Origin of the sequence: Conyzicola sp. (genome assembly GCF_046714715.1) — a bacterium.
GTDB lineage: Bacteria > Actinomycetota > Actinomycetes > Actinomycetales > Microbacteriaceae > Conyzicola.
On record NZ_JBKKAD010000150.1, the window covers coordinates 14,243 to 30,820 of the forward strand.

At 67.1% G+C, this 16,578-nt stretch carries 16 protein-coding genes; 14 read left to right on the forward strand and 2 right to left on the reverse strand.

Annotated features, from left to right (window positions below):
- Nucleotides 1–30: 30 nt before the first annotated feature.
- On the reverse strand, nucleotides 31–2,577 hold the full coding sequence (pepN, locus tag ACLQ6X_RS11140) for an aminopeptidase N (RefSeq protein WP_411700231.1): 2,547 nt from the start codon (nucleotides 2,575–2,577) through the stop codon (nucleotides 31–33).
- 96 nt (nucleotides 2,578–2,673) lie between these two features.
- Between pepN and ACLQ6X_RS11145 the strand changes: the two genes are divergently transcribed.
- The gene (locus ACLQ6X_RS11145; RefSeq protein WP_411700232.1) at nucleotides 2,674–3,036 is read left to right on the forward strand and encodes a hypothetical protein; all 363 of its coding nucleotides are present in this window, start codon (nucleotides 2,674–2,676) and stop codon (nucleotides 3,034–3,036) included.
- Nucleotides 3,037–3,088: 52 nt separating this feature from the next.
- Here ACLQ6X_RS11145 and ACLQ6X_RS11150 read toward each other — a convergent pair whose 3' ends face one another.
- Complete coding sequence (locus ACLQ6X_RS11150) at nucleotides 3,089–3,763, reverse strand: hypothetical protein (RefSeq protein WP_411700233.1); 675 nt, start codon at nucleotides 3,761–3,763, stop codon at nucleotides 3,089–3,091.
- Nucleotides 3,764–3,862: 99 nt separating this feature from the next.
- Between ACLQ6X_RS11150 and ACLQ6X_RS11155 the strand changes: the two genes are divergently transcribed.
- From ACLQ6X_RS11155 to ACLQ6X_RS11215, 13 genes are all read left to right on the forward strand, one after another.
- Complete coding sequence (locus tag ACLQ6X_RS11155) at nucleotides 3,863–5,278, forward strand: NAD(P)/FAD-dependent oxidoreductase (RefSeq protein WP_411700234.1); 1,416 nt, start codon at nucleotides 3,863–3,865, stop codon at nucleotides 5,276–5,278.
- Nucleotides 5,275–5,622 (forward strand): cupin domain-containing protein, encoded by a 348-nt coding sequence (locus ACLQ6X_RS11160; protein ID WP_411700235.1) that lies wholly within the window; start codon nucleotides 5,275–5,277, stop codon nucleotides 5,620–5,622. Before ACLQ6X_RS11155 ends, ACLQ6X_RS11160 begins: the two co-directional genes overlap by 4 nt.
- Before the next feature lie 39 nt (nucleotides 5,623–5,661).
- Nucleotides 5,662–6,243, forward strand: a complete 582-nt coding sequence (locus ACLQ6X_RS11165) for a hypothetical protein (protein WP_411700236.1) — start codon at nucleotides 5,662–5,664, stop codon at nucleotides 6,241–6,243.
- A 33-nt stretch (nucleotides 6,244–6,276) separates the two neighbouring features.
- A complete protein-coding gene (locus tag ACLQ6X_RS11170; RefSeq protein ID WP_411700237.1) occupies nucleotides 6,277–6,762 on the forward strand; it encodes a ribose-5-phosphate isomerase in 486 nt (161 codons plus the stop codon).
- Nucleotides 6,763–6,790: 28 nt separating this feature from the next.
- Nucleotides 6,791–7,759 carry an Fpg/Nei family DNA glycosylase gene (locus ACLQ6X_RS11175; protein WP_411700238.1) on the forward strand — a complete coding sequence of 323 codons (969 nt, stop codon included), beginning with the start codon at nucleotides 6,791–6,793 and terminating at the stop codon, nucleotides 7,757–7,759.
- Between the two features lie 4 nt (nucleotides 7,760–7,763).
- Entirely contained in the window at nucleotides 7,764–8,390 is a 627-nt protein-coding gene (locus ACLQ6X_RS11180) for an FMN-binding negative transcriptional regulator (RefSeq protein ID WP_411700239.1), read from the forward strand.
- Nucleotides 8,377–9,813: an amidohydrolase gene (locus tag ACLQ6X_RS11185; protein WP_411700240.1), complete on the forward strand. Its 1,437-nt coding sequence runs from the start codon at nucleotides 8,377–8,379 to the stop codon at nucleotides 9,811–9,813. The genes ACLQ6X_RS11180 and ACLQ6X_RS11185 overlap by 14 nt, the downstream gene beginning before the upstream one ends.
- 166 nt (nucleotides 9,814–9,979) lie before the next feature.
- The gene (locus ACLQ6X_RS11190; protein WP_411700241.1) at nucleotides 9,980–11,575 is read left to right on the forward strand and encodes an ABC transporter substrate-binding protein; all 1,596 of its coding nucleotides are present in this window, start codon (nucleotides 9,980–9,982) and stop codon (nucleotides 11,573–11,575) included.
- A 28-nt stretch (nucleotides 11,576–11,603) separates the two neighbouring features.
- A complete protein-coding gene (locus ACLQ6X_RS11195; RefSeq protein ID WP_411700242.1) occupies nucleotides 11,604–13,013 on the forward strand; it encodes a M14 family zinc carboxypeptidase in 1,410 nt (469 codons plus the stop codon).
- Complete coding sequence (locus ACLQ6X_RS11200; protein WP_411700243.1) at nucleotides 13,010–13,939, forward strand: ABC transporter permease; 930 nt, start codon at nucleotides 13,010–13,012, stop codon at nucleotides 13,937–13,939. The genes ACLQ6X_RS11195 and ACLQ6X_RS11200 overlap by 4 nt, the downstream gene beginning before the upstream one ends.
- Nucleotides 13,936–14,835, forward strand: a complete 900-nt coding sequence (locus ACLQ6X_RS11205) for an ABC transporter permease (RefSeq protein WP_411700244.1) — start codon at nucleotides 13,936–13,938, stop codon at nucleotides 14,833–14,835. Before ACLQ6X_RS11200 ends, ACLQ6X_RS11205 begins: the two co-directional genes overlap by 4 nt.
- Before the next feature lie 26 nt (nucleotides 14,836–14,861).
- Complete coding sequence (locus ACLQ6X_RS11210; RefSeq protein WP_411700245.1) at nucleotides 14,862–16,277, forward strand: serine hydrolase domain-containing protein; 1,416 nt, start codon at nucleotides 14,862–14,864, stop codon at nucleotides 16,275–16,277.
- A gap of 28 nt (nucleotides 16,278–16,305) precedes the next feature.
- A partial coding sequence (locus tag ACLQ6X_RS11215; protein ID WP_411700246.1) for a GbsR/MarR family transcriptional regulator occupies nucleotides 16,306–16,578 on the forward strand: 273 nt, incomplete at its 3' end.

Genomic DNA, 16,578 nt, shown 5'->3' on the forward strand with positions numbered 1-16,578 from the left:
GGTATGACGGTGCGCCCCTCGGCGATCCTTCTACTGCGCGTCGCGCGCCTGCACGGTCAGCGCGCGCTCGACTCCGGCGAGGTTCTCGGTGACGAGCCGGCGCAGGGCCGGGGTCTCCGGGTTCGCTACGAGCCACGACTGGGTCGCCGCGACGAGCGCGCTCGAGGCGAGCGGGGCCGGGTAGAGCCCGACAACGAGCGTCTCGGCGATCGAGTGCGAGCGGTTCTTCCAGACCTCGGCGAGCATCGCGAAGTAGTCGTCGACGAGCGCTTCGAGCGCGGCGGGGTCGTTCACGTGCTGGAACCCGAGGGCGGTCTGACGCACGATCGCGTTAGGCAGCTCGTCGGTGGCGACGAGCGAGCGGAAGGCCGCCAGCTTGTAGTCGGCCGACGGCAGGGCGGCGCGGGTGCGCGCCGCCGCCTGCTGGCCGTTCGACGTGTTGTCGGCCGCGAGCGCCGCGTCGATCTCCGCGGTGCCGACGGCGCCGTTGACCGCGAGCCCCTCGAGGATCTCCCACGCGAGGTCGGTGTCGATCTCGAGCGCGTCGAGCGCCACGGAACCGTCGCGGAGTCCCCGCAGCGTCTCGACGTGGCCGGGGGTCGACGCGATGTTCGCGAAGAACTTCACGAACTGGAACTGGGCGTCGGAACCGGCCTCGGCCTTCTTCGCGAGCGTCCACAGTCCGTCGCCCACGTGCTCGATCGTCTCCGCGCGGGTCGTCGGGTCGACGTAGAGGCGCGCGGCGGTCGTCAACTGTCCGAGCGTTGTGCGGATCGTGGTCGACTCGGTCTCGGTCGCGATGTTGCCGAGCACGAGGCGCACGTAGTCGCGCGCCGGGGTCTCGCCGTCGCGGGTCGAGTCCCAGACGGAGCCCCACACGAGCGCTCGGGCCAGCGGGTTCTCGATGGCCGCGAGGTGTTCGATGGCCACCTCGAGCGATTCCGGGTCGAGTCGGATCTTCGCGTACGCGAGGTCGTCGTCGTTGAGGAGCAGCAGATCGGGCTTCTTCTTGCCGACGAGGGCCGCGACATCCGTCTGCTCGCCGTTGACGTCGATCTCGAACCGTTCCGTGCGCACGAGCTTCTTGCCCTCGAAGTTGTAGAAGCCGATCGCGAGGCGGTGCGGGCGGATCGTCGGGTAGTCGATCGGCGCGGTCTGCACCACCGAGAACTCCGTGATCGTGCCGTGCGAGGCGGGCTCGACGGCGGGCCGAAGCGTGTTCACGCCCGCGGTCTCGAGCCACAGCGCCGCCCAGCCGCTGAGGACGCGGCCGCTCGTGGCCTCAAGCTCGCTGAGCAGGTCGGTGAGCTCGGTGTTGCCGTAGGCGTTCTTCTTGAAGTACGCCGCCACGCCGGCGAAGAACGCGTCGATGCCGACCCAGGCGACGAGCTGCTTGAGCACCGAGCCGCCCTTGGCGTAGGTGATGCCGTCGAAGTTGACGAGAACGTCTTCGAGGTCGTTGATGGTGGCGACGACCGGGTGGGTCGACGGCAGCTGGTCCTGGCGGTACGCCCAGCTCTTCTCCATCGCCTGGAACGTGGTCCAGGCCTCGGTCCACTCGGTGGCTTCCGCGGCGGCGATCGTCGACGCCCACTCGGCGAACGACTCGTTCAGCCAGAGGTCGTTCCACCACTTCATGGTCACGAGGTCGCCGAACCACATGTGGGCGAGCTCGTGCAGGATCGTGATGACGCGGCGTTCCTTGACGGCGTCGGTCACCTTCGAGCGGAAGACGTAGGTCTCGGTGAACGTGACGGCGCCGGCGTTCTCCATCGCGCCCGCGTTGAACTCGGGCACGAAGAGCTGGTCGTATTTCTCGAACGGGTAGGCGTAGTCGAACTTCTCCTCAAAGTAGGCGAAGCCCTGACGCGTCTTCTCGAAGATGTAGTCGGCGTCGAGGTACTCGAAGAGCGACTTGCGCGCGTAGATGCCGAGCGGGATGACGCGGCCGTCGCGGCTCGTGAGCTCGGAGGTGATCACGTCGTAGGGCCCGGCGATGAGCGCGGTGACGTAGCTCGAGAGCACCGGGGTGGGGGAGAAACTCCAGACCGAGTTCGCGGTGCCCTGGACCACGTCGGGCGTCGGCGTCGGCGAGTTGCTCACGACGGCCCAGGCGCTGGGCGCGATCACGGTGAACTGGAACGTGGCCTTGAGGTCGGGCTGCTCGAACACGGCGAACACGCGGCGGCTGTCGGGCACCTCGAACTGCGAGTAGAGGTAGACCTCGCCGTCGACGGGGTCGACGAAGCGGTGCAGGCCCTCGCCCGAGTTCGTGTACTCGGCGTCGGAGACGACCACGAGCACGTTCTGCTCGGCGAGTCCGTCGAGCTGGATGCGCACGCCGTCATTGACGGCGGCCGGGCCGAGCTCTGCGCCGTTGAGGGTGACAGAGCGCACGCGGCGCGACAGGTGGTCGATGAAAGTGGATGCCCCGGCCTGCGCCGTGAAGGTCACCTGGGTCGTCGAAAGGAAGACTTCGTCTCCCGTGGTCAGGTCGAGCGTGACGTTGTAGCTCTGCACATCGACCAGCGCTTTCCGTTCCTGCGCTTCGACTCGGGTGAGGTTCTCTCCTGGCACTGTGGGCCTTTCTCTGGTTCCGCTCGGTGTGTGTCCGAGAAAAGAGCTTAGTCGCGGGTGGTCGTCGGCCCGCCGACCCCCCACTACCATTGCGGCATGCGCATTCCTCAGGTTCTCGTCGTCGCCGTGCTCGGCATCGGTCTGCTCGGCGGTTGTTCCCCGGCCGGCGTCGCCACCGTGCTCACGACCCAGGACACGGTCACCGCCGATGCGGAGGCGAGGACGGCGCTGATGAACGCCAGCGTCACGGCGACGACCTATTTCATCTCCACGCCGGAGGCGCAGACCGTGACCGTCGACCAGCTCGGGTTGCGGCCGGGCTCGTCGGACCTCGCCCTGCACGTCTCGTCACCGGATGCCTTCTGCTTCGACACGACGTCGGCATCGGGCACGGTGTTCAAAGCCACGGGCGTGGGCGGTTTGAGCGAGGGCGCCTGTGCCGAGGGCGTCGACTACTGACCGGTCAGGTACTGACGGTTCGCCGGATGACTGCGCACGACCCGGTGTCTACTCAGGCGAGCTCGCGCTCGCGCCTCGCAGGGGCTACCACGCGCCCGGTCGCCGCATCGCGCTCGCAGTCGTCGATGGTCGCCGAGAGCAGCCGGAAGAGCCGGTCGTCGGAATCGTCGACGCACGCCTCGGCCATGCCGATGATCGAGAGCGCCACCATCTTGTCGACGGTCCAGGAGTCGAGCCGGGTCTTCGAGGTGCCCACCGAGGAGAGGAACGCGCGCGCCCACTTCTCGGCAGCCGGTGCCTGATCGAAGGCCGAGCGGATGACTCCGCGGAGGTGCTCGGCCATCGGGCCGGTCTGCGTCGCGAGCAGCATCTCGCAGTGCGCCAGCCCGACCGAGATGGCCCGCTGACGCGATTCGCTGGCGATCGGCAGCGCGGCCGCCGAGGCCCGCACGCCGACGATCAGGCGGATGCGCTCGTCCGGTCCGTGCAGCCCGATCACCGACGGGATCAGCGGAACGAGCCTGCCACGAGCATCGTCGCTCGTGCAGTCGTTGACCGCGCGGGCCAAGGCGGCGATCGCGGGGTGCGTGCACGACGGATGATCGCTCCACCTCTCGCCGGCCAGGTGCGAGGCGTACTCCATAAAGCAGGCGCCGCGCTTGGGCGAACGATGTCTGCCGACGGAGAGCACGGGCAGGAACTCGGGTATCTGGTTCGTTTTGGGCATCTTATGCCTCCACAGAGAGTGAGATCGTGCCTCTAAGTGTGCGCCCGAATTCGGCGATTGACCAGTGTTAAATCGGGGGTTGCGGCCTAGTGTTGACGCATGCCGGAGACCGTGTTCGATCGATCCACCGTCGACGACGCGGTGGTCGCCACGTCGCTCGGCTCGAGCATGCTGCGGCCGTTCTGGCTCGACGGGCTCGACCTTCTCTCTTGGCCGCAGCTGACGGGATCGCACGCCGTCGACCTCGTGGTCGTCGGCGGCGGTTACACCGGGTTGTGGACGGCGCTTCTCGCCAAACAGCGAGACCCGGATGCCCGGGTGATGGTTCTCGAGGGACGCACCGTCGGGTGGGCGGCATCGGGCCGAAACGGCGGTTTCGTCGAGGCGAGCCTCACCCACGGGGAGGCGAACGGCGAAAAGCGGTATCCCGGGGAGATCGACCAGCTGAACAGGCTCGGCATGGAGAACCTCGACGAGATAGAAGCCACAGCATCTGGCTGGCGATGCGATTTCGAACGCACCGGAACCCTCGCGGTGGCCGTCGAACCGCACCAGGTCGACGAACTGCGGGATGCGCACAACGGTACGACCGAGATCTTCTTCGACCAGGCCGCCCTGCACGCCCAACTCGACTCGCCCACCTATCTGGCCGGGCTCTGGAGCACCCGGTCGACGGCACTGGTTCATCCCGGCAAGCTCGTCGCCTCCCTAGCCACGGCCTGCGCGGAGGCCGGCGTCGAGATCTTCGAGCGGTCGGCGGTGCGCGGACTCGACAGCGGCTCGACGAGGGACGCGATCGTCGTCGAGACGAAGCAGGGCTCGGTTGTCGCGAAGCGCGTGGCACTCGCCACGAACGCGTTTCCCTCGCTGCTGGGGCGTTACCGGTTCCACACGGTGCCCGTCTACGACTACGTGCTGATGACCGAGCCGCTGAGCGACGCCCAGCTCGCCCGCATCGGGTGGGGGTCGCGGCAGGGGGTCGCCGACCTCGGCAACCAGTTCCACTACTACCGGCTGAGTGCCGACAACCGCATCCTCTGGGGCGGGTACGACGCGATCTACCACTTCGGCGGCCGCATCCGGCCCGAATACGACGACCGGCCGGCGAGCTTCGAGAAGCTTGCCCGCCACTTCTTCACGACGTTCCCGCAGCTGGAGGGCGTCAAGTTCAGCCACCGCTGGGGCGGGGTGATCGACACGTCGACCCGCTTCTCGGCCTTCTTCGGCCGAGCCAAGCAGGGACGCATCTCGTACGCCGCCGGCTTCACCGGCCTCGGCGTCGCCGCCTCGCGGTTCGCGGCGAACGTGATGCTCGACCACCTCGGCGGCCTCGAGACCGAGCGCACCGAACTGCAGATGGTGAAGAGCGTGCCGCCGCCCTTCCCGCCCGAGCCCGCCGTATTCGCGGGCGTGCAGGCCACCCGGTGGGCGCTCGACCGCGCCGACCACAACGCCGGGAAGCGCAACCTCTTGCTCAAGACTCTGGATGCCGCGGGGCTGGGGTTCGACTCGTGACCGCGGTCGAGGGGCTCGACCCCGTCGTGGCTCTCGCGGTCGACGTGCCGCTCGAGCCCGCGCCCGTCGACGACGTGCTCGACGGGGAGCCCACCACCGGCACGGTCGTGCTCGGCGAGTTCGACGGCCACGAGTACGGCGTCTGGGAGATGACGCCCGGCGCCATGAGCGACGTCGAGGACGACGAGTTCTTCGTGGTGGTCGCCGGCGCGGGGTCGGTCGAGTTTCTCGACGACGAGGTGGTCGTGCACCTCGTGCCCGGATCCGTCATGACTCTCACGGCGGGCGCGCGCACCATTTGGACGGTGACGCAGACCCTGCGCAAGGTGTGGATCGCACGCTAGCCCTGCCGCGGTGACGGTGGCGGCTGCTAGCTTTCGAGCATGAAACAGCGCGATCTCTTTCTCCTGTCCGACGCGGCGTTGCGCGACGTGATCGACCGCATCCATCCCGACCAACTCGAACTGCCCGTGCCCGCCGAGTGGGCCCGCACTCCCGACCCGACGCTGCTCGACGTCGTCGCGGCGCACGCCTACGACGAGGCCTGGGTTCCCGACGTGCTCGCCGGCCGCACGATCGACGAGGTCGGCGACAAATACGGCGGCGACCTGCTCGGCGGCGACGCGCTCGAGAGCTACGACCGGCTCAACGACGCCGCCACGGTCGCCGTCAATCGTCCGCTCTCGGCCGACGACATCGTGCACCTCAGCTACGGCGACTTCCCGGTCTCCGTGTACTTCGAGCACGCGGCCACCTACCGCGCGTTCCAGTCCTGGTCGATCGCCAAGCTCGTCGGTCTCGACTGGTCGCTGCCGCCCGAACTCGTCGACCTGCTCTGGGAGATCGTGCTGCCGCAGGTCGACGCCTGGCGCGAGATGGGCATCTTCGGGCCCGAGGTCCCGGTGCCCGACGACGCCGACCGCGAGACCCAGCTGTTGGGCAAGACCGGCTACTGGAGGCCGTAATCCGCGCGGTGGCGGCACAGGCAGAATAGAACCATGCGCATCCACATCGCAACCGACCATGCCGGACTCGAATTCAGTGAAGACCTACAGAACCACCTCGCGGCCGCCGGCCACGAGGTGATCGATCACGGTCCGACGAGCTACGAGCCGCTCGACGACTACCCGAGCTTCTGCATCAACGCGGCGCAGGCTGTCGTCGAAGATCAGGCGCAAGACATCGCCGCCCTCGGTGTCGTCTTCGGCGGCTCGGGCAACGGCGAGCAGATCGCCGCCAACAAGGTGCGTGGCGTGCGCGCCGCCCTCGTTTGGAACGTGTCGACCGCCGAGCTCGCCCGCCAGCACAACGACGCCAACGTCATCGCGATCGGCGCGCGCCAGCACAGCGTCGACGAAGCGAAGCTGTTCATCGACACGTTCATAGCCACCGCGTTCACCGGTGAAGAACGCCACGCCCGCCGCATCGCCCAGCTCGCCGAGTACGAGATCACCGGGTCGATCGCCGGCCACCAGATCGACTAACGCCGCCCGTTCGAATCAGAGGAGCCTCGTGCCCGAGGGACATTCCGTCCACCGCATCACCCGCCAGTTCGCGCTGCACTTCGTGGGCAAGAGCATCGCCGCGTCGTCGCCGCAGGGACGGTTCGCGGGGGGCGCATCCGAAATCGACGGTCTCGAGATGACCGACGCCAAGGCCGTCGGCAAGCAGATGTTCCTCGAGTTCGACCACCGGCTGTGGCTGCGCGTGCACCTCGGTATGTACGGCGCGTGGGACTTCGCCGGCAACATCACGGCCGATGCGACGACCGCGTCTGCGGGTGGTCGCATGGGACAGACGAACCAGCGGGGTACGGTGATCGCCGACGACGCCGAGCCGTCGCTCTCCAGCATCGGCGCTCCCCGCCGGCTGCGCATGGCCGAGCAAGAGCGACTGGGCGAGGCGCTCGACACCTTCCCGCCCAAGCCGATCGGCGCGGTGCGGGTGCGGCTGCTCGCGAGCGACACCGTGGCCGACCTGCGCGGCCCGACGGCGTGCGAGGTGCTGCAGCCCGAAGAGGTGCAGGCCGTGATCGCCAAGCTCGGCCCCGACCCGCTCGTCGACGAAGCGACGGAGGGCCGAGACCGCTTCGTGCACGCGGCCATCAAGAAGGCCACGCCGATCGGTCTCGTGCTGATGGACCAGAACGTCGTGAGCGGCATCGGCAACGTCTACCGTGCCGAGCTGCTGTTCCGGGCCCGGCTCGACCCGCACACGCCCGCGAAGCTGGTGCCGCGCGAGACACTCGAGCAACTCTGGGGCGACTGGACCTACCTGCTCGGCGTGGGGGTGTCGACCGGTCAGATGCTGACGATGGACGGCCTCACCGACGAGCAGTACGTCAACGCCCTGGCCCGCCGCGACGACCGGCACTGGGTGTACCACCGCACCGGCAAGCCGTGCCGGGTGTGCGGCACCCCGATCGTGATGGAAATGGCGGCGGGCCGCAAGCTGTACTTCTGCCCGGTAGACCAGACTTGAGCCCATGCGCCACACGCCCACCTACGTTCTGACCGATCCCGACGAGGTCAAACGCCTCATCCGCGAGAACCCGTGGGCGACCATCGTGTCGAACACGGCGACGGGGCTCGTCGCGTCGCACTATCCGGTCGTGCTGGAAGAGACCGGCGCCGGCGTCATCTCCGTCGTCAGCCACGTCGGGCGCCCCGACGAGAAGCTGCACGAGCTCGGCGAGCACGAGATCCTCATGATCGTTCAGGGCCCGCACGGCTACGTGTCGCCGAGCTGGTACGGCAACGGCGAATTCGTTCCCACGTGGAACCACGTCACCGCCCACCTCTACGGAACGCCGGTGATCCTCAGCGACGCCGAGAACTTCGAGGTGCTCGACGATCTCGTCGACCACTTCGAGCAGCAGCTGCCCGAACCGATGAGCCTCGACCTCGACGAAGAGCAGGCGCGACGCATAGCGAAGGGAACCGTGGGCATCCGCTTCGTCGTCACGCGCTTCGACGCCCGCCTCAAGCTCAGCCAGAACAAGCCGCCCGAGGTGGTCGATCGCATCGTCGCGGCGCTGGAGACCGACGGGCCGTTCGCGTCGCCCGCCCTCGCGTCGGAGATGAAGCGGGTGCGCGGCGATGCTCCTGCGTAACCTCCGCATCTCGGGTACCGACGGCGCACTCGTCGACATCCTGCCCATCAACGGCACCATCGCCGCGATCTCCCCGGCCTCAGACAAGACGACGGGGGTCGACTTCGACGGACGGTGGGTTTCGCCCGGTCTCTGGGACAACCACGTGCACTTCAGCCAGTGGGCGCTCGTGCAGCAGCGCCTCGACGTGTCGACGGCCGCCTCCGCCCGCGAAGCCGCGGCCATGGTTGCTCGCGCGCTCGACGTCGCGGCACCCGAACCCGAACCGTTCATCGGCTACGGATTCCGAGACGCCCTCTGGAACGACGCCCCCACCGTGGAGGCGCTCGACGCCGCCGGGGGAGCGCGGCCCGTCGTGCTGGTGAGCGGCGACCTGCACACGGTGTGGCTGAACACTGCTGCGCTCTCGCTCTTCGGCCACGCCGGCCACCCCACCGGTGTGCTCGTGGAGGAAGCCGCTTTCGCCATCACCCGCCGGCTCGGCGCCGTGGCCGACGAGGTGCTCGACCGCTGGGTGGAATCGGCGTCGAAGGCCGCGGCCGCTCGCGGCGTCGTCGGCATCGTCGACCTCGAGATGACCTGGAACCTCGACACCTGGCGCCGCCGCATCGGGGCCGGCAACCGCTCGTTGCGGGTCGAGTTCGGCGTCTACGCCCAGCACCTCGAACGAGCGATCGAGCTCGGTCTGCACAGCGGGCAGAAGATCGACGACCTGCTCACGGTCGGCCCGCTCAAGCTCATCTCAGACGGTTCACTGAACACCCGCACCGCGTACTGCTTCGACGAGTATCCGGGGCTGGCGGGTGCAGAGTACCCGCAAGGGATGCTCACGCTGCCGCCCGAAGAACTGCTTCCGCTCATGCGTCGCGGGGCGGAGGCCGGTCTGCTGCCGACCGTGCACGCGATCGGCGACCACGCCAACTCCCTCGCTCTCGACGCCTTCGCCGAGATCGGCATGGGCGGGCGCATCGAGCACGCCCAACTGCTCGCCGACAGCGACCTCGCGCGTTTCGGCGAGCTCTGTGTGGTGGCGAGCGTGCAACCGGACCATGCCCTCGACGACCGCGACGTCGCCGACCACTACTGGACGGGGCGCACCGGGCGGGCCTTCGCGCTGCGCGGACTGCTCGATGCGGGTGCCACGCTGGCGATGGGGTCGGATGCCCCGGTCTCCCCGCTCGACCCGTGGAACACGGTGACGGCAGCTGTAACCCGCAGTCGCGGCGAGCGTGAGCCGTGGCATCCGGAACAGCGCATCTCCGTCGCGGAGGCCCTCGCCGCGTCGACCCGGACGTCCGTCGAGGTCGGCCAGCTCGCCGACCTCGTAATCACCGAGGTAGACCCGCTGGCGCTCGACGACGTGCGCGGCATGACGGTGTCCGCCACACTGCTCGGCGGCGGCTTCACGCACAGGACCATCTAGGCGACGGCTGTCGTTTGTTTCCAGAATGTAAAGGATTCAATACATTCTAAAACTTCATGGATCGTTCGCCCGAATCCCCCCTACTGTGGCAACACACCGAGGCGGCATGCGGCCGAATCGGGCCATCGACGGCTGCGATGCACCGTCGCTGCCACCAGGAGGATTCATGAAGTTCAGTCGGAAAGTACCGGTGGCCGCCGGGGCCATTCTGCTCCTCGGTCTCGCAGCATGTTCTGCCGGTTCCCCGAGCAGCTCGTCGTCGGACAGCGGCACGCTGGTCTATGCGGTCGGAGAGCCCGACCACCTGAGCCCGGGCCGTCAGCTCGTCGCCTTCACCCAGGTTATGAGCCTCTTCTCGCCGCTGGTTTCACTCGACGACGATAATGTCATCACCTATATCCAGGCTGAATCCGTCGAATCGGATGACGCGACGAACTGGACGATCTCACTCAGGCCGGATTGGACCTTCCAGAACGGCGAACCCGTCACCGCGCAGTCCTACGTCGACGCGTGGAACTACACCGCCTACGGCCCGAATGCGTGGGAGAACAGCGGGCAACTCGCTTCGATCGTCGGCTACGACGACCTCAACCCGGCAGACGGATCGACGCCGGCCACGGAGACCATGAGTGGTCTCGCGGTCGTGGACGACCTCACCTTCACGGTTACCCTCGATCACGCCGACAGCCAGTTCCCCTTGCAGCTCAGCCAGGCGCAGACCGGCTTCTACCCCATGCCCGAATCTGCTTACGACGACATTGACGCGTACGACCGCCAGCCCGTCGGCAACGGCCCGTTCCAGATGAACGAGGCCTGGGTCGACAACGAGGAGTTCACCGTGTCGGCCTACGACGACTACGCCGGCGATGCACCACTCGTCGACGCGGTCACATTCCGCGCCTACGCGGACATGAACACGGCGTACACCGATGTGTTGGCGGGCAACGCCGATGTGCTCTACCTCCCCACCGACAAGATGACCAGTGCCGAGGCCGACTTCGGAGACCGGCTCTACGCCTACGACGCCCCCGGTATCGATTATTTGGGGTTTCCCCTGTGGGACGATCGTTACTCGGATACCCGCGTTCGCCAGGCCATCTCGATGTCCATCGACCGGGACGCCGTGAACACCGCGATTTTCGGCGGCCTCTACGAGCCCGCTACCGCCCTCACCCCGCCGGCCATGGCGGGAACCCCCGAGGGTATCTGCGGCGAGTACTGCGAGTTTGACGCAGACGCCGGGAAGGCACTTCTCGCCGAGGCGGGCGGATTCACCGGAACGATGGAGATCGTCTTCCCGGGAGGCAACGGTTTGGACAGCCTGTATGAGGCATATGCCAACCAGATCCGCCAGAACCTGGGCGTCGATGCCGTCGCCGTCCCGACCACCGACTGGGCCGAGTACTACCAGACGCTCGTCGACTCGACCGTCGCGGGACCGCACTTCGGCCACTGGGGCGCGCTCTACCAAAGCCAGCAGAACACCCTCCGCAGCCTGTTCACCCTCGCTGGTGGCTGCAGCCTCTGCACCGGCGGGTACAACAACGCCGACGTCGACGGTCTGCTCGACACCGCCGACTCCGCCCTCACCCAGGAGGAGGCCGAGGCGGGCTACGTGGCCGTGCAGGAGCGAGTGCTCGAAGACTTCCCCATCGTGCCGACCTTCTTCAACAAGTACGCCTACGTGACGAGCGACAAGATCGCGACGCTGCCGCAGCTGTCGGGCAGCCCGGTGCTCGAGAAGATCACGCTCAACGACTGACATCACCATCGAAAGAAACCTGGTTCACGTGACATCCAGCACCACCGGTGCTCGCCTTGGCTCGGCGGAGGACATCCTCCGTCGGGCCGGGCAGGTACCCGCACGCGATTCGTTCCCGTCGATCGACGAGCTCTGGAGCCGCTTCGCCGACATCCAGTCGCGGCATCCAGACCTCGTCTCCAGCAGGCGGGTAGCGACGAGCCGCCTGGGCGAGCCGATTCTCGCTTACGAGCTCGGCTCCGGCTCGAAGAACCATCTCATCGTGGGCGGCGTCCACCCCAATGAACCGATCGGCTCGTGGACGGCCATCCATCTCGCAGAGTCGCTCGCAGACGATCCCGCCCTGCTCACGGCGCTCGATGCCCGCTGGACGATCGTGCCGAGCATCGATCCCGACGGGGCGCGGCTCAACGAGGGCTGGTTTGCAAACTCGGGCGACCGAAATTTCTACTCTCGCCGTTTTTACCGCCCGGCTCCTGAACACCAGGTCGAGTGGTCGTTTCCTTTCGCCCATAAGAAGGCGTATTTCGACCGGGTGCTGCCCGAAACCCAGGGGCTGATGCGTCTTATCGACGAAATCAAACCCGACCTCTATGTGAGCCTCCACAACGGCGAAATGGGCGGCGTGTACTACTACCTCTCCCGCCCCGTGCCCGAACTGTACGGCCTATTGCACGCCGTGCCGGCGAGTCTCGGCCTTCCGCTTGACACCGGAGAACCGGAGTCGCCCTTCCTCGAGCAGTACGCTCCTGCCATCTTCGGCACGGGGCGTCTATCCGACGCCTACGACTATCTGGAGAACTTGGGCGTGGACGCGACGACGATGACGAGCGGCTCGTCGTCGAGCGAGTACGCGCTCAAGTACGGCACGTTGTCGCTGGTGGCCGAGTTGCCCTACTGGAAACACGCCGACGCCGACGACACGACGCCGATCGACGAGAACTACGGCGCACTGCTACACCGGACCGCGGCACTGATGCGCGCGACCGGCAACACGCTTGGCGCGCTTCTCGACGCAGCGACGCCGCATCTGACGCTGGAGACACCATTCCTCCACGCTTCGCGTGTCTTCGTGCCGATGCTCGTCACCATGGCCGCGACGGATGACGCCCGGGCCGATCTGCCGGCGGCCGACCGCGCGGCCACGGTCGCGGAACGGTTCGGCTGCGAGGACATCGTCACCTGCTTCCGACTGCGCTACGGCGGCATGCTGTTGCGCGCGCTCGAATCGGAGGTGAACGCGGGTGTCGCGCCCGCCGAGGTGCACCGCCTTGCACGCGAACTCGACGGCGTGTACGCGCGCTGGCAGACCGAAGCCGCGGCGGCGAACACGGCCGTGGTCATCCCGATCGCGACGCTGGTCGGCGTGCAGTTTGGAGCTGTCCTCGCGGCTGCCTCCCACGTCGGCGGGTTGCTCGACACGGAAGACGGCGTATGAAGCTCGCTCTCGCTCTCGCCGGGCGCATCGGCGGTCTCGCCATCGTGTTCTTCGGCGTGACCTTCCTCATCTACGTGATGGTGTTCTCGCTTCCGGGTGATCCGATCAGGGCACTCGCGGGCGACCGTCCCCTCACAGATGCCACGATCGCGACGCTGCGCGCCCGGTATCACCTCGACGAGCCGCTGTTGCAGCAGTACCTCCGGTACATTGGCGGACTGTTCCGGGGCGACTTCGGCGTGAACTTCGACGACCGCCAGGTGAGTGAACTCATGGCGTCGCGGTGGCCGGTAACGATCACGCTCGCCCTCACCGCGTGGGTCATCGAGATCGTGGTCGGAATCGCACTCGGCATCGTGTCGGCACTGCGGAGAGGCACGCTCGTCGACAAGGGCATCCTCGCGACCACCATCCTTACGAGCGCCATCCCGGTGTTTGTCGTCGGGGTGGCGGCGCAGCTCGTGTTCTCCGTGCGGCTCGAATGGTTCCCCGTCGCGGGCTCGACGGCAGGCTGGCCCACGTCGTACATCTTGCCCGCACTCGTCATCGCCGCCTTCGGGCTCGCGTCGGTCTCCCGGCTCATGCGGTCGTCCGTCATCGACAACCTGGGTGCGGACTACGTGCGAACGGCGACGGCCAAGGGCCTCGGCGACCGGCGCATCATCGGTGTGCACGTTATGCGCAACTCGCTCATCCCCGCCGTTACCTTCCTCGCGACCGACCTCGGCTACCTTCTCGGCGGCACCGTCATCATCGAGGGCATCTTCAACCTGCCGGGTGTCGGCAATCTGCTGTTCCAAGCAATCAAGACGCACGAGGGGCCGACGGTCGTGGGCATCTCCACCTCACTCATCCTGATCTTCCTCCTGACCAGCCTTGTGGTCGACGCCATCCATGCCCTGCTCGACCCGAGAGTGCGCCAATGACCGACTCCTTTGCCAACATTTCGGCCTCCGGCCTCACCGGCCCCCCGCTGCGGCGCAACCCGTGGCGCGGCCTCCTGACGCGGATCTCGTTTTGGCTCCCCGCGGGCACCCTGGCGTTGCTCTGCGTGATCGCGCTGTTCCCCGCGCTTTTCGCCGGCCTGTTCGGAAACGGCGACCCGCGCGTGTGCGACCTCGGCTCGAGCGGTCGCGCGCCGACCGACGGTCATCCGTTCGGATTCGACCTGCAAGGGTGCGACGTCTACGCGAACGTCATCTACGGAACCCAGGCCTCGATTTCCATCGGCGTGTTGACGACCGTGCTCGCGGTTCTCATCGCCATCGTCGTGGGCACCCTGGCCGGTCTGTACGGCGGCGCGCTGGACTGGGTACTCTCTCGCGTGACCGACGTCTTCCTCGGCTTCCCCTTCCTGCTCGGTGCGGTTGTGGTACTCAACACGATCGGCGACCGGTCTGTGCTCTCGATTTCTCTCGTGCTAGCGATGCTCGGGTGGGGCACGATGGCGCGCATCGTGCGGGGTTCCGTGCGTTCCGTGCGGGGTGCGGATTTCGTGCTCGCCGCGCGCACTATGGGTCTCGGGTCCTGGCGCGTGATCACGAAGTACGTCCTGCCGAACTCGCTGGCGCCGCTCTTCGTCGTAGCCACAATCACCGTCGGTGCCACAATCGTGGCCGAAAGCTCGCTCACGTTCCTCGGCATCGGCTTGAAGGCGCCGTCGATCTCGTGGGGTCTGCAGCTCTCCCGGGCTGCCTCGCAGTTCCAGAACAGTCCACACCTACTCATATTCCCGGCCACGTTCCTCGCGGTGACGGTTCTGAGCATCATCACCCTGGGCGACAGTCTGCGCGCCGCCCTAGACCCGCGTCGTCAGCAGTAGCAGACTTCCCAACGAAAGTGAACACCATGACCAACCCCGCCGTCGACGCTCTCACGTCGGTCTTGCCCTACATCGACTCCTGGCTCGAATACCGCGCGTGGAAGACGCGCACCCCCGGTGTGCAGGCCGCTGTCTACTTCGACGGCGCCCTGCAGTTTTCGAAGGCGTACGGCTTCGCCGACGTAGAGAACGGTGTCGCACTGACATCCGACCACCTTTTCCGGATCGCTTCGCACTCGAAGACCTTCACCGCGACGGCCATTCTGCAACTGTTCGAGGCGGGCGAGCTGCGACTCGACGACCCCGCGGGAAAGTTCGTACCCGCGCTCGTCGAGGCCGGCTCGCCTGTGGCCGACGTCACCGTGCGTGAGTTGCTCGAACACTCAGCGGGAGTCATCCGAGACGGCCTCGATGGAGACTACTGGCAGTACGTCCGCGCCTTCCCCGATCAGGCGGAACTCGTTGCGATCATCATCGAAGGCGGCGATAAGGCTCTTCCCGGCGAGGGGTTCAACTACACCAATGTCGGCTACTCGCTGCTCGGCCTCATCGTGGCCGCCGCGAGCGGACGCAGCTACAACGACTACGTCACGGTAGAGATCGTCGACCGGCTCGGCCTGAAGAACACCGGTCCTGAGCTCGACGCCCTCCGAGCAGACGAGTATGCACGCGGGTACACCGGCTTCCACACGGCGCTCGATCGCCGTCCCGTCGACCACGTCGACACCCGCGCCATGGCCGCTGCGACCGGCTTCTATGGAACGGCCGAAGATCTCGTGCACTACTTCGCGGCGCATTTTCCGGGCGACGAGCGCCTGGTGAAAGACTCCAGCAAGCGGATGCAACAGCGCGAGCAATGGCTCAGCGATGCGGCGACGCCCGGTGCCGCGCACTACGGACTCGGCATGATCATCGAGCGCATCGGCGACCATCGTGTTGTTGGGCATTCGGGCGGCTACCCCGGCCACATCACCCGCAGCCTGTTCGACCCGGCCGCGGGTCTCGCGATCTCGGTGCTCACCAATGCGGTCGACGGTCCGGCCGCCGAACTGTCGAACGGCGTGCTGCGTCTCATCGACGCCGCTCTCGTGCAAGCCCCGGCGCTCTCGCTCGCGGCGCCCGCAACGGCGCGCACCGATATCCCCTCGACACGGTTCACCGGGCGGTTCGCCAACATGTGGGGTGTGCTGGACGTCGTGCAGCTCGGCGAGCGGCTCGTGTCGCTGCACCCTGGCAGCCCGAACCCGCTCGACGGCCTCGACGAGCTCGAAATTGTCGACGAGAACACGCTACTCATTCGCAAGGGCAGCGGCTTCGGTTCGGTGGGCGAACGCATGATCTACGAGTTCGACGCCGACGGCGCGGTGCTATCGCTGCGCGGTAGCGGAGGCATGAGTCTCTGGCCGCTCGGCGCACTGGGAGAGGCCCACCCGCTGACATAGGCTGGCCGGAGATCACTGAGGAGACGTCATGACAGATCACGATGTGCCCGCGCCGGGCGAGGATATCGATGCCGACGAACAGCGTCGTCGCGCCTACGCCGACGAATTCGGCGCTCTGCTCTCGAGCGCGGGCTCGCCCACCATGGACGGCAGGGTGCTGGGATACCTCATGATCATGCAACAGCCCTTCATCTCGTCGGGTGACCTCGGTGCTGTGCTCAACGCGAGCGCCGGATCGGTATCGACGAGTACCCGTCGCCTGCTCGATATCGGTTACATCAAGAGGCACGTCGTTCCCGGT

Bases quoted from the DNA above. Each gene is read 5' to 3' on its own strand.
- ACLQ6X_RS11180 (WP_411700239.1), top strand. From the start codon at position 7,764: ATGCGCCACACGCCCACCTACGTTCTGACCGATCCCGACGAGGTCAAA.
- ACLQ6X_RS11205 (WP_411700244.1), top strand. From the start codon at position 13,936: ATGACCGACTCCTTTGCCAACATTTCGGCCTCCGGCCTCACCGGCCCC.
- ACLQ6X_RS11170 (WP_411700237.1), top strand. From the start codon at position 6,277: ATGCGCATCCACATCGCAACCGACCATGCCGGACTCGAATTCAGTGAA.
- ACLQ6X_RS11200 (WP_411700243.1), top strand. From the start codon at position 13,010: ATGAAGCTCGCTCTCGCTCTCGCCGGGCGCATCGGCGGTCTCGCCATC.
- ACLQ6X_RS11165 (WP_411700236.1), top strand. From the start codon at position 5,662: ATGAAACAGCGCGATCTCTTTCTCCTGTCCGACGCGGCGTTGCGCGAC.
- ACLQ6X_RS11150 (WP_411700233.1), bottom strand. From the start codon at position 3,763: ATGCCCAAAACGAACCAGATACCCGAGTTCCTGCCCGTGCTCTCCGTC.
- ACLQ6X_RS11210 (WP_411700245.1), top strand. From the start codon at position 14,862: ATGACCAACCCCGCCGTCGACGCTCTCACGTCGGTCTTGCCCTACATC.
- ACLQ6X_RS11190 (WP_411700241.1), top strand. From the start codon at position 9,980: ATGAAGTTCAGTCGGAAAGTACCGGTGGCCGCCGGGGCCATTCTGCTC.
- ACLQ6X_RS11185 (WP_411700240.1), top strand. From the start codon at position 8,377: ATGCTCCTGCGTAACCTCCGCATCTCGGGTACCGACGGCGCACTCGTC.
- ACLQ6X_RS11155 (WP_411700234.1), top strand. From the start codon at position 3,863: ATGCCGGAGACCGTGTTCGATCGATCCACCGTCGACGACGCGGTGGTC.
- ACLQ6X_RS11145 (WP_411700232.1), top strand. From the start codon at position 2,674: ATGCGCATTCCTCAGGTTCTCGTCGTCGCCGTGCTCGGCATCGGTCTG.